At 41.3% G+C, this 12,973-nt stretch carries 13 protein-coding genes; 8 read left to right on the top strand and 5 right to left on the bottom strand.

Features of this window, described 5'->3' with window-relative positions; all coding sequences use genetic code 11:
* Positions 1-4 precede the first annotated feature (4 nt).
* From B4Z47_RS10080 to B4Z47_RS10065, 4 genes are all read left to right on the top strand, one after another.
* Positions 5-661: a parallel beta-helix domain-containing protein gene (locus tag B4Z47_RS10080; RefSeq protein ID WP_115049641.1), complete on the top strand. Its 657-nt coding sequence runs from the start codon at positions 5-7 to the stop codon at positions 659-661.
* Between the two features lie 323 nt (positions 662-984).
* On the top strand, positions 985-1,278 hold the full coding sequence (locus tag B4Z47_RS10075; RefSeq protein ID WP_115049642.1) for a hypothetical protein: 294 nt from the start codon (positions 985-987) through the stop codon (positions 1,276-1,278).
* On the top strand, positions 1,269-2,360 hold the full coding sequence (locus B4Z47_RS10070) for an SO2930 family diheme c-type cytochrome (RefSeq protein WP_115049643.1): 1,092 nt from the start codon (positions 1,269-1,271) through the stop codon (positions 2,358-2,360). Before B4Z47_RS10075 ends, B4Z47_RS10070 begins: the two co-directional genes overlap by 10 nt.
* A gap of 21 nt (positions 2,361-2,381) precedes the next feature.
* Positions 2,382-3,794, top strand: a complete 1,413-nt coding sequence (locus tag B4Z47_RS10065) for an aldehyde dehydrogenase family protein (protein WP_159332751.1) — start codon at positions 2,382-2,384, stop codon at positions 3,792-3,794.
* A 67-nt stretch (positions 3,795-3,861) separates the two neighbouring features.
* Here B4Z47_RS10065 and B4Z47_RS10060 read toward each other — a convergent pair whose 3' ends face one another.
* Positions 3,862-4,227, bottom strand: a complete 366-nt coding sequence (locus tag B4Z47_RS10060) for a response regulator transcription factor (RefSeq protein WP_115049645.1) — start codon at positions 4,225-4,227, stop codon at positions 3,862-3,864.
* Between the two features lie 487 nt (positions 4,228-4,714).
* On the opposite strand from B4Z47_RS10060, the gene B4Z47_RS10055 reads away from it, so the two are divergent.
* Positions 4,715-7,237, top strand: a complete 2,523-nt coding sequence (locus B4Z47_RS10055; RefSeq protein WP_070564720.1) for a cation-translocating P-type ATPase — start codon at positions 4,715-4,717, stop codon at positions 7,235-7,237.
* A gap of 145 nt (positions 7,238-7,382) precedes the next feature.
* Here B4Z47_RS10055 and B4Z47_RS10050 read toward each other — a convergent pair whose 3' ends face one another.
* Genes B4Z47_RS10050 through B4Z47_RS10035 form a run of 4 tightly spaced genes read right to left on the bottom strand, consistent with a single transcriptional unit; the run spans position 7,383 to position 10,580 of the window.
* Positions 7,383-8,321: a glycerophosphodiester phosphodiesterase family protein gene (locus B4Z47_RS10050; RefSeq protein WP_286727301.1), complete on the bottom strand. Its 939-nt coding sequence runs from the start codon at positions 8,319-8,321 to the stop codon at positions 7,383-7,385.
* Between the two features lie 3 nt (positions 8,322-8,324).
* Positions 8,325-8,840, bottom strand: coding sequence for a shikimate kinase (locus B4Z47_RS10045; protein WP_046673900.1), 516 nt, complete (start codon positions 8,838-8,840; stop codon positions 8,325-8,327).
* A 5-nt stretch (positions 8,841-8,845) separates the two neighbouring features.
* Positions 8,846-10,030, bottom strand: coding sequence for a BT_3928 family protein (locus tag B4Z47_RS10040; RefSeq protein ID WP_070564729.1), 1,185 nt, complete (start codon positions 10,028-10,030; stop codon positions 8,846-8,848).
* A gap of 7 nt (positions 10,031-10,037) precedes the next feature.
* Entirely contained in the window at positions 10,038-10,580 is a 543-nt protein-coding gene (locus B4Z47_RS10035; RefSeq protein ID WP_046673902.1) for a DUF1599 domain-containing protein, read from the bottom strand.
* Positions 10,581-10,882: 302 nt separating this feature from the next.
* Here B4Z47_RS10035 and B4Z47_RS10030 point away from each other — a divergent pair, with 302 nt between their 5' ends.
* The 3 genes from B4Z47_RS10030 (at position 10,883) to B4Z47_RS10020 (ending at position 12,971) form a co-directional block, all read left to right on the top strand.
* The gene (locus B4Z47_RS10030; protein ID WP_046673903.1) at positions 10,883-11,680 is read left to right on the top strand and encodes a HipA family kinase; all 798 of its coding nucleotides are present in this window, start codon (positions 10,883-10,885) and stop codon (positions 11,678-11,680) included.
* Positions 11,658-12,041, top strand: coding sequence for a DUF3037 domain-containing protein (locus tag B4Z47_RS10025; RefSeq protein ID WP_070564732.1), 384 nt, complete (start codon positions 11,658-11,660; stop codon positions 12,039-12,041). The genes B4Z47_RS10030 and B4Z47_RS10025 overlap by 23 nt, the downstream gene beginning before the upstream one ends.
* A 120-nt stretch (positions 12,042-12,161) precedes the next feature.
* Complete coding sequence (locus tag B4Z47_RS10020) at positions 12,162-12,971, top strand: serine O-acetyltransferase (RefSeq protein WP_046673905.1); 810 nt, start codon at positions 12,162-12,164, stop codon at positions 12,969-12,971.
* Positions 12,972-12,973 lie beyond the last annotated feature (2 nt).

Raw genomic sequence — 12,973 nt, 5'->3', positions numbered from 1 at the left:
GACCATGAAAAGATATCTAAAACAATTGATCGGTATTGCGGTCACAGCTCTCTTGATGTACAGTTGTGCCGACCAATCGAAAGACAGTTACAAAGTCTTAACGTTTACTCCTGGACAGGAAGAGGCTATTGAGGAAGCTTTCCTCTCCATTAAAGATAGCACCAACATCGTGCTAAAAGCCGGGAAATACTCCTTCGATAATTTGAGTATCGCACAAGTAAATCATATTAAAATTGAAGGTGAGGGCTATGATAAGACAATTATTGATTTTTCCGGTCAGACACAGGGGGGAGAGGGAATACGGGTTACCGATGTGAAAGGTTTAACGATTGGAAATATGACCATTCGTGATTCAAAAGGAGATCTGTTGAAGATAAACAATAGTCAAGACGTTGTCATTTCAAACCTTCATAGTATATGGAGCTCGGCCGATTCTACGAGTGGTGGATATGGGATTTATCCTGTGCTCTGTAAGAATGTGCTTGTCGAGAATTGTTATGCCGAAGGGGCTTCAGATGCCGGTATTTATGTGGGACAGACAAAAGGTGTTATTGTGCGTAAATGCAAGGCAACGAAAAATGTGGCTGGATGTGAAATTAAAATACAACAGATGCTGAAGTTTATGATAATGAATTCTATGGAAATACAGCCGGATTTCTGATTTTTGATCTGCCTGAACTTTCACAGCGGGGTGGAAGAGTAAAGGCGTATCACAATAAAATCTATGCTAATAATTTTAAAAATTTTGCCAAAGGTGGGAGCTTCGGAACTTTCTGGGGGGTAGGGAATGCATCACCGGGAAGTGGTATCATTATTCTCTCGACATCAAATATCGAAATTTACGATAACGTTATCGAACAAAACAATACCTCTGCGATTACGATCGCTTCAAGCTTTGCAGTCGATGAAAAAGCTGGAGAACGAATCAATGCAAATTACTCTCCAATACCCACACATGTTAAAATTTATAGAAACACCATTAAGATGGGGGATAAATTCCCGCAAGCAGCATATGAGCATCGTATCGGTCAATTGATTATTGCTACCGAAGCCCGGTTAAATAGCGTTGAGCAGGATCGAAAAAATAAGCGAATTCCAGCCATATTGTATGATGGTATCACCAGTAATGTGATCACGAATGGTCGCACTCAAAACCCAGATTCCATCTGTATCAATCAGCCGGGTGAGAATATGTTTGTAGCCGCAGATTTTAGTCACGCAGGTCAACCAGCGAAGTGGAAACCCTCAAGTAATGTACAACCTTTTCAATGCAATTAACCGTGAAACCAACAAAATTAGCCCTCGTCTGTACCGGAATATTGAGCGTGATCCTGCTAGTGCTGCAACAGAGCTGTCGGCAGGGACAAAAGAAATCATCAGACCATGGGGTTGTTTCTTTTGAATTTAAAGAACGACTGTCCGAATACGGCTTTTTTACTGGAAAACTAAATCAATTAATCGCAAGAGCCGATATCTTGGGCTACGATCTGAGTACACCTCTATTTTCTGATTATGCCGTTAAAGACCGCTTTATTGTATTGCCAAAAGGAGGGAAAATGGGCTATACAGAACATGGTCCGTTAGATTTTCCCGACTCAACAATTATTATAAAGAATTTCTCCTACATCAATGAACAAAAGCAAAAAGTATTGATAGAGACGCGCTTACTGGTGAAGGATCCAGCTGATCATGCCTGGAAAGTGATGAATTATCTGTGGAATGATGCGCAGACTGATGCGATGAAACACATTCGTGGTGCTAAACTACCGATTACATTGATCGATCATGCTGGCAACAAGCATACGACAAACTACATGGTACCCAATACCAACGATTGCAAACGCTGCCATAACAATAGCTCCAAGCTGATGCCCATAGGTCCAAAAGTCCGAAACCTCAATTTTGTGCGATTAGGCGATTCGATCAATCAACTCGCCAAATGGGTTTCTCTTGGTCGGATGGTCAATATGCCCAATCTAAAGAGTGTACCGCAATTGCCCGTATGGACTGATGAAAACAAATTCAGTTTGGAACAACGGGCAAGAGCCTATTTAGATGTGAACTGTGCGCATTGCCACACCAAAGGAGGAGACGCTTATAATACAGGGCTTTTCCTGGATTATGATGTGAAAATTCCTGCACACCTTGGTATTGGTAAAACTCCTGTTTCAGCTGGAGGTGGAGCAGGTGGCTTGGATTTTGATGTGGTTCCAGGAGATGCCAAGCATTCAATTCTGCTTTATCGGATGAATAGTGTGGAACCGGGTACAGCTATGCCGGAGTTGGCCAGAAGTATAATACATCAAGAAGGTGTGGATCTGATTCGTCAATGGATCGATAATATGCCGTCAAAAAAATAATAATATTGATCTTCAATTGGTATGAACAAAGAGACATCAACCGATCAGATCGGTTTAATATTTGAACAGCAGCAGCTTTTCAAATATGAATTACGGTCTAGCAGTGCAGAGGAACGGATAAAGAAACTCTACAAGCTAAGGGCGCTTATTGAAAGTCATGAGGATTTAATCTATGCGGCGCTCGAAAAAGATTTACGGAAGTCACGAAGTGAAGCCGCCATAAGCGAAGTATTGTTTATTTACGGTGAAATAGCATTTGCAATACGACATTTACGAAAATGGATGAAGCCTAGAAAGGTTGGTCGTTCAATGACCAATTTTCTTGCTAAAAGCACAATTACCTACCAGCCTAAGGGTATGGCGCTTATTATATCGCCTTGGAACTACCCATTTCAGCTCACCATGAGCCCCTTGATTTCAGCTATTGCAGCGGGTAATTGTGTGATTTTAAAGCCCTCAGAACATAGCCCATTCACATCGGCAGTTATTGGGGAGATCTTGACCAAAGGATTTGACCAACGGGAATTAGCCTGTATTGAAGGTGAACAGCATGTTTCCGAAGCACTATTAGCGCTTCCTTTTGATCATATTTTCTTCACCGGGAGTCCGGCGGTAGGCAAACTGGTTATGCAGGCTGCCTCCCGCAATCTCAGTTCCGTGACCCTGGAACTTGGTGGAAAATCTCCCGTTATACTAGATGAGACTGCAGATTTGGAAATGACTGCCCACAAAGTTGCTTGGGGAAAATTGATCAATGCGGGGCAGACCTGCATTGCGCCAGATTATGTTCTTTTGCCTAAAGATAAGCAGGATGAGTTTGTAAACTATTATCTAAAGGCGGTTAAAAGTATGTTTTTCACCGGGGATGGGCAGCTGGATCGAACAGTTTACGCGAAGATCATTAATCAAAGGCACGCTAGTCGTCTTGTTTCATTAATCACCAATGCAATAGCATGTGGGGCAAAACTGCGCGAAGGCGGACAATTAGCCGATGATCTGACATTAAGCCCTGCATTGTTGATCGATGTGAGGGCCGACAACAGCATTATGCAGGAAGAAATATTTGGCCCCATACTTCCCATAATAACCTATGAAGACCAAGAAGAGGCTCTAGCACTGATTAATCGTGCTGAAAAGCCTTTGGCTTTGTATATATTTAGCAATAACAAGTCCAATATTCAATATATCCTCCAACAGGTGTCCTCTGGAGGTGCTTGTGTGAATGACGTTTTGATTCATGTTTCCAACCCTCATTTGCCTTTTGGTGGTGTCAATGGCAGTGGCTTGGGCAGCTGTCATGGGCAGTTTGGCTTTAAGGCATTTTCACATGAAAGAGCTGTCATGTTTCAGTCTAAATTTTCAGTTTCTACGTTGATTTATCCACCCTATGCTAAAAAGAACAAGGTTTTTAAATTATTGAAGAAATGGATTTAGTCAATTGAAACGGTGTTTCAATAAAGACAGCTACCCTGCCCTTTAGAGCCAGCTATCCGGGAAGGATTTAGTTGCGATTGTAGCTTGTCACTCGATTGACCCGTAATAGGAGTTCTTCCGGGCTAAACGGCTTCACCATGAAATCTGAAGCGCCAAGATCAAAAGCTTCAATGACGACTTCTTCTTGTCCCATGTTGGAAAGTACAATGACGGGGATTTTTTTCTCGAGCTTTTTTATGGAAGAAAGTACTTCTATTCCTGAAGCAAACGGCATCATAATGTCGGTAATGATCAAATCGAGATCCATTGTATTGAGCTTTTCAATTGGATCTTTTCCATTGGTGGTAGTGATAACCTCATGACCTGCCTTGATCAGTTTGTATTGAACTGTCCGTAATATCAACTCATTATCTTCTGCAATTAAGATGACCATCTTATTTTTATTATTAATATACTACTATGGAGGCCACAACAAGTTTAGATCCTATTCCATATCCTGACGATAGGTACAGAATATTTTACAATATATGTTTAGTTTTCAGCTTCTGTTTGTGTTTTACATGGTCTGAAAACATAGGTAGCAAAGAAGGACTTCAATAGCAAGAAGCTGTCCTGGTATTATTGGAAAATGATCGCAAAATTGCTTTCGGCTAATATGAAATTCAATGTCCCCAAGTGAATTTCTGCGCAAATATAGGATTGTAATAGAAATATTCAATAAAAGAAAAGCAGTAGAAGGTAAATTTTATGCTAATCTGTTGTTGATGAGTTTTGTATCCTTCCTTTTTTACAAAAAGTAAAGGCTGAAAATTAAAGATTGTAACATGATGTTACGGATAAGGGAGACGATAGCTGACAGATGTTTTAATCCCTGTATACCAGAATTATTCATTATATTTAATCAACCTAGTTCATTCGATATGTCATATAATATTCCCGAGAATCTGAAAGGTCTTTCCGCAACTGAGGTGCATGCCTCCCGAGCTAAATATGGTTGGAATCAATTGAGCGATAGCCACAAGAATACATGGTTTGAACTGCTTGTGGATATTTTGAAGGAGCCTATGCTGATTCTATTGATTATCATCTCGATGATTTATGTTTTTGTGGGGAATTACGGAGAGGCCGTATTTATGTTTGTCGCTATTGTTGCCGTTACGGCAATTTCCTTTTATCAGGACAATCGTAGCAAAAAAGCCCTGGAGGAACTTGAAAAGCTGAATGAACCATTAAGCACTGTGATTCGAAATGGGAAGGTTAGTGAAATTCCAACACATGAGATTGTTGTGGGCGATCTCTGTATTACAGAGGAAGGTCGAATTATAAACGCCGATGGTCGTATTTTACATAGTAACGATTTTTCTGTCAATGAATCTTCGCTGACAGGGGAAAGTTTTTCGGTCTTTAAGGACAGTAAGTCCGAGGATAATCTGGTCTACAGTGGGACAGTTACGGTCTCGGGCCTGGCCGTGTTTGAAGTTACTGAAATCGGTAAAGAGACACGTGTTGGGAAAATCGGTGAATCGATAAAGAATATCAAAGAAGAAATTTCGCCATTGCAGGTGCAAATCCAAAAGTTTGTAAAAGCAATGGCCATTGTCGGTATACTCATTTTTTTATTCGTATGTATATACAGTTTTATTGATAGTGGTAATTTGGTGGCGAGCTTGCTCAATGGACTTACGTTGGCGATGTCTGTGTTGCCAGAAGAGATTCCTGTTGCATTTACGACTTTTATGGCGCTTGGCGCATGGAAGCTCATGCGTGAGGGGATTATCATCAAAAGAAGCAGTATTGTTGAGACTTTGGGCAGTACGACGGTGATTTGTACCGATAAGACCGGGACTATTACAGAGAATTCCATGCAATTGAAATACCTCTATAATTATGCTACGGATTCATCTTATGATCAGGAAAGGTTTGATGAATCCGATTTAAGAGAGCTTATCGATTATGCGATGTGGAGCAGTGAGCCTGTGCCCTTCGACCCCATGGAAATTACGTTACATAAAATATATGAAAAAACGCAAAAGCGGGACCTCAGAAAGGAATATGCACTATTTCATGAATATCCTTTAGAGGGTAAACCGCCGATGATGACCCATCTTTTCGAAAATACAGGAAAAGATCGGATTATTGCTGCCAAAGGGGCGCCGGAGGCTATACTTAGCGTATCCAAGCTGTCCGATAAGGAGAAAAATAAAATTAGGGCTATTGTTAAATCCTATGGAGCGCAGGGTTTTCGCTTATTAGGTGTGGGGAAAGCGACATTCGAAGGCAATAATTTCCCTGCGAATCAACAGGAATTTGAGTTCCAATTTTTAGGGTTGACGGTATTTTATGATCCGCCCAAAAAGGGTATTCAGGACGTATTTCAAGATATTTATGATGCGGGGATTAAAGTCAATGTGATTACCGGCGACAATGCCGATACGACTCAAGCAATAGCAGCTCAGGCCGGAATTCGTATTTTGTCTGCGCCGGTCAATGGCAGTGAAATCGTAAACAAGTCCGAAGCTGAAATTATGGCGATAGCAGAGCAAACAACGCTATTTACCAGAATGTTTCCGGATGCTAAACTGGCCATTGTAAATGCCCTGAAAAAGAAAGGCGAGGTCGTGGCGATGCTTGGCGATGGGGTGAACGATGGCCCAGCATTAAAAGCAGCCCATATCGGCGTGGCAATGGGCAATAAAGGTACTGAAATTGCAAAATCAGCCGCGGCATTGATTATCACAAACGACGATTTACAAAAGTTAATAATCGGTATAGCCGCCGGAAGAAGGATTTACGCAAACATCAAGAAGGCGGTTCAATACATCATTTCTATTCATATCCCCATTATTTTGACCGTATCACTCCCTTTGTTTTTAGGCTGGGTATTTCCACAGATTTTTAGCCCTGTGCATGTGATTTTCCTCGAATTGGTCATGGGACCTACTTGCTCGATCGTATATGAAAATGAACCTATTGAAAAGGATACCATGAAGCGGCCTCCTAGAGCTATGAGCGACACTTTTTTGAGTATAAATGAGCTTGGAATCAGCATTGTTCAAGGCCTGATAATCACCATAGGAATTCTTTTTGTTTATCAATTTGCTGTTCAGCAGGGGGGAACCGAGGAAAAAACAAGGGCTATGGTTTTTGCTACTTTAATCTTTGCCAATATTTTACTGAGTTATGCCAATCGATCTTTCCATTATAGTATCCTGGAGAGTTTTAAAAACCGAAACTTGCTGCTCGTTGGGATTTCGATCGCTGTGCTTCTATTTTTAGCGGTGATATTATATGTTGCTCCGGTTGCCCAATTTTTTGCTGTAACAGCCCTAAGTGGATATGAATTGGGAATAGCGCTGTCCGTGGCTGCAGTATCCGTTTTATGGTTTGAGGTTTATAAATTGATCCGGAGAATTTCAGTTCAAAGAAAATCTGATAAATCTTAATATAAGATTAGGATTTGAAATTTACACTAACAACGATTAGCTGAAATGCAGCCTAAGCTCATGATGCGATGCAGTGTCAAGTGCGATATTTGATGGCGAAATGATTTCTGTAGTGATTTGAGGTGGAGAAATGATGTTATCAGTCTTACTGAATAAATTTCGAAGTAATTCCTCTTTTCTTGATGTAGAAATTCAGCGCTCGCCCTGCTTCCGTAGGTCGATCTGTACTTAATATGTCTGCGCCGCGATCAATAAACCCAGCATAAACTTGAAAGCCTTTTTTGTCGGCCTGTTTGTCCAAGTTCCCCAGTGTACCCAATATGCACATGATGCCATGGTCATGTAGTATTTTGGTTAATGCTGGATCTGCTTCACGTGTTCCGACGAAAGCTAACAAGCGATTGTCGGGTATATCTTTTTCATTTAGACGAGCAAGGTCCTCAATGTTATTGACCGAAGCCGAAATCATGATGTCGCTCGCCAGACTGTGTACTTTGGCCGCTTGGTTGGCACTATACGTGATGATGACTACGCTGGATTCTGCCCTTTGTTTGCGAATAGCGTTGATAACGGCTTCATAAGGGGCATCATTTTTAATGTCTAAGGTGAAGATTACCTTTCCTTTTCCCCAAGCAAGTGCTTCTTCCAGCGTAGGGATCCTATAGGGCGTTATCTTTTTGTTATTGTCCAATAGACGAAGACTTTTGAGCTCAGCCAATGTGCTGGCGTTCACAGTCCCTCTACCTGTGGTTGTTCGGTTTAGCGTATTATCATGCATTAATATTAATGCCGAGTCTTTACTGATACGAACATCACATTCAACAAGGACTGGCTGTAAGCTCGCGTTATAGGAAAAAGTTTCGATTGCATTCTCCGGGTATCCGGATGCGGGGCCCCCACGATGCAAACTGACCAATGGATAACGATTATCATCATAGGTCAAAAACTGATATAATTCCTCCACATTTTGGAGCTGTATACGTTTACCCACCGGCAAGCCATCCGTATTGGCTCCATTACGAAAGCAACTGCTTACGATAAAGCAGATCAATAAAAGGAAGTAGTGGGGGGTACGTATATTCATTGTCTATCTATTGTACTGATTAATCAAATCGGCCAGTGTCTCGACACTCGTGTTTAATTGGTCAATCGTCAAATGTGCCTGTGTATAATAAGGTTCTCTTTCGATCAACTTTTCTTCAATAAATAGCCTTAGTTCCTCCGGTGATTTTCCGATCAGAATGGGCCGTTTGTGTAATTTAGATTGAGAAAGACGGTCAAAAAGTGCTTTGGGCGACATCTGTAAGTAGACGGCATAACCATTCGCCTTGATCCATTCCATGTTATCAAAGAAACAGGGGGCGCCACCACCCGTAGATATTACGGCAGCATTCTCCGCAAATTTACGCAATTGCTCGCGTTCTAATGTCCGGAAGGCGTCTTCACCATGCTGACTAAAATATTCGGTAATGCTCATGCCAATTTGTTTGACGATTTCCTCATCAGTGTCGATGAAAGGGAGCTCGAGTTTGGTGGCAAGTTTCTTACCCAGGGTAGTTTTTCCACTTCCCATATAACCAATCAAAAATATAGGTTTAGGCATAGGTACTATTTGTCTTTACTTAGAAATTTATCTTCAATGGTTTTGGCATCCGGAAAATTATTATAGTGCCATTTTCCGAGGACGTTGCCTCCTTTTAGGAGCAGTACACCAGGATTTGCTCTCACCATGCTTTTCAGAGGAATGAGATCGGCATAGAATATCTCCGCAATTAATTGCATTTTATCACTCAGATATTGCGCGTCTTTGGATGCAGAAGCAGTCAATAGAACAACGCGCAGTCCATTATAATCTTTTGTTAACTGAATGGCTGTCTGATTGATCTTTTGGATAGCATCAATATTGGTCGAAGAAAGATCTTTTGCAACGATCACAAGGTTATAATACGGGTTGGCAATGATTTCCTGTGTATGATCTGCACCATCAGCGTCTGTAATTAAGAGATCAGGAATAGGGATGTCATATCCTTTTTTTACTAATCTACTCTCAGGCTCACCTATAATTTCCCATGATTCATCTTCCCATAGCTTGTCAGCCATATAGACTTTGTCATTGACCTTTTTGGTTTCGCCTGTCTTTTTGTTTTTCATGGTATAGATTTGCTCAAAGACATCGCCTTGTTTGCCTTCAGGTAATACCATTAATGAAGGTAAGTTGTTGCCAACTTTGTAGGGTAAGAAATCAATAAAGGGGAGGTAGTTTACGGTGTAAACACCAATACCTAAGGAGATGATCGCTGTAATCAAAGTAGCAACGAATTGATTGCCTGATCCTTTGATAATTGATCGTAATTGTTTTCGGTTAAAAAATAGAATAAGGATCAAGGCCAAGAGCACCAGATCTTTAGAAAATGATTGCCAAGGTGTGAGTGGGATGGCATCGCCAAAACAACCACATGAGGTCACGACCTCAAAAAATGCCGAATAGAAGGTTAGAAAGGTGAAAAACAGGATCAGCAGCAGCAGGCCCCAGGCAACGGTATTTGCATAAACCCCAAGTAATAAAAGTGCGCCTAACAAAATTTCAAAACCACATATCACCACGGCCATGGCAGTGGCGTATTCATTAAAAGCTGTGAGATGAAAGACCTCAAAGTATTCCTGAAGCTTATAGCCAAACCCTGTCGGGTCATTTGCTTTAATAAAACCGGAGAATATGAACAAAAGTCCCGTAAAAATCCGGCAAAATCCTAAAAGATAATTTGTTTTGGTACGCTGCTGTGTGGCTGTCATAATCCGATTATTGTTGTGCAATTCCTAATTTAATTAATGCAAAAACTGCGTAGTTGAGCATATCTTGATAGTTGGCATGGATGCCTTCAGAAACAAGGGTTTGCCCATCATTATCTTCAATTTGTTTAACGCGGTGTATTTTCATCAAGATCAGATCTGTCATGGAAGAAACACGCATATCGCGCCATGCTTCACCATAATCGTGGTTTTTGGCAAGCATGAGATCTCTGGTCTCGGTAACCTTTTCGGTATATTTCTGATTCACAAAAGTTGGATCCAGATTTTCTTCACCATCTTCACCCAAATCAATCTGAATCATGGCCATGACACAGTAATTGATAATACCGATATATTCGTCGACAATGCCTTCGCCAACTTTGGAAACCTTTTTGATTTCTAGCGTGCGTATACGTTGTGCTTTAATGTAAATCTGGTCTGTAATGGAAGATAGGCGCATAATTCGCCAGGCCGTTCCATAATCTTTTGTTTTTTTAATAAATAAATCCTGACAATGTTTGATAACATTGTTATATTCCTGAATGGTATCCATATCGTTGATTGAAGAAACTTGATGAGACAAGTTGTGATTACACTACAAATATAATTAGAAAATAATACTTCCAACGGTCAAATGAATGTACAATTTGTGCTTTATTGCTAAAATATAAGCAATAATTTTGGATATTACCACACTTAATAGTTCGCAGGGACAAAGAGTAGCGGGATTGTGCAAGTACATGACGTGAATTTCTCGTTTCCTATAGCTGCAAACGTTTAAATATAGGTAACTTTAGATAAGTTTGATCAGTTTGCATGGTATTACCAACTTTGAAGATCGTAAAAATATAATTCATGGATTTTAAACAACCTGTTATTAGAGATGTAGAGATCATCCGATATGTTCAGCCATTTCGGGAAGGAGGGTCTTTGCCCGCATTAGTCGATGCCGATGACGGCTTTAGTTATGTTATAAAATTTAGAGGGGCAGGTCAGGGACGAAAAGCATTGATCGCAGAACTGATCGGTGGAGAGCTAGCAAGATTGCTAAAATTGAGGGTTCCCGAAATTGTATTTGCGGAGCTGGACGAATCCTTTGGCCGTACAGAACCCGATGAAGAAATTCAGGATCTGCTCAAATTTAGTGTAGGCAAAAACCTGGGACTTCATTTTCTGAGTGGAGCCATCACATTTGATGCGAATGTTGATGCCATCGGCGCGGAGGAAGCTTCGAAAATTGTCTGGTTGGATTCTCTCTTGATGAATGTTGACCGTACTGTTCGGAATACAAATATGCTGATATGGCATAAAGAACTTTGGTTGATAGATCACGGCGCTTCCTTATATTTTCATCACAGTTGGGATAACTGGGAAGAACAATCCCTAAAACCATTTGTTCAGATTAAAGATCACGTACTGCTCAAAAATGCGAGTATGGTGGAGAAAATAGATCAGGAATATCGTTCCGTTTTTACGGAAGCGGTATTTCGTGGAATATTGGCGGTGGTACCCGATGAATGGCTGGAAGATGCCGAACGTGAGCTCTCCGCAGCCGATGCGCGCGAAGTGTATGTTTCTTTCCTGAAACAGCGTGTAGCCAATTCATCCATTTTTGTAAAACAAATAGAAGATGCCAGAAAAGACCGTATATGAGTATGCTGTGGTACGTTTGATACCACGAGTGGAGCGAGAGGAATTTATCAATGTAGGCGTAGCTCTTTATTGTCGTAAGTATCGTTTTGCGAAGATGGTTTATCTGGTCAATGAACAAAAGGTGCGTGCTCTTTGCCCGAATATCGAGTTGGAGTTGATCGAAAATCATCTGTCTTCCTTCCAGCGAATCTGCCACGGCGAAAAAGATGCCGGTAAACTTGCCGAGTTAGATATCACTGAACGGTTTCGTTGGCTCACAGCGAAGCGGAGTACCCTGATTCAATGCTCGGCATCACACCCCGGATTATGTGAGGATCCCGAAACAACATTGAACGAGCTGTTTGAACGCTTGGTTCGCTAAGCTAAAAGATATGCTCTGCTCATCAAATGAGCTCAATGATCGGCAATGGGGCTAAGTTTTGATAATAAGGCTTAATCTATCAATATTGTATAGTATATTTGTTTTAATAAACTAGTGAAGATGCATGATTTTTATCAACATATCTATGAACAGCAATTGGCTGTTCTAGAAATGCCTTCTAACAAGAAGATCTGCGGCTGGGCTATCCGAATTGTGGATGTGCTCTTCCCCGAACGAAATTCTAGCGAGATGAAATCGGTCGATGATGTGAAGCTCGCTTTTGAACAATTTGAATTGGAGCTTGAGCAGCTCCTGAGCAAATCCAAAGCTTGTCAAAGCTGCAATCACTCGGAAGTAGCGCACCAGTTTTTTGAACGGATTCCACAACTTTATGAATTGATGTGCTGGGATGCAGATGCATTGATGGATGGCGATCCTGCAGCACAGAATAAAAGAGAGGTTGTACGTACTTATCCCGGTTTCTTTGCGATCTGTATTTTCCGGATGGCGAACGAACTACATCGCCTGGGTGTTCCTTTGATACCGCGCATATTGACAGAACATGCGCATTCCAAAACGGGAATTGATATCCATCCTGGAGCAACAATAGGCCATCATCTGCATATTGACCATGGCACCGGATTGGTTATCGGCGAAACCTGCACCATCGGTAATTATGTGAAACTTTATCAGGGTGTAACCCTGGGGGCCCTGAGTGTGGATAAGGTGTTTTCCAATGTAAAACGCCACCCGACAATTGGCGATCATGTTATTATCTACTCTGGAGCCACAATCCTGGGCGGCGAAACACACATCGGCCATCATTCGGTCATTGGCGGGAATGTCTGGTTGACAAGTTCTGTCGAGCCTTACACCACCGTATACCATCAGGCTACATCAAAATTTATAGATTCAAAACCAATAATATAGAT

This window comes from Sphingobacterium sp. UBA2610 (genome assembly GCF_002339225.1).
GTDB lineage: Bacteria > Bacteroidota > Bacteroidia > Sphingobacteriales > Sphingobacteriaceae > Sphingobacterium > Sphingobacterium multivorum.
The sequence above is the reverse complement of the archived record's forward strand: the minus strand, read 5'-3'. Positions and strand labels throughout refer to the sequence as shown.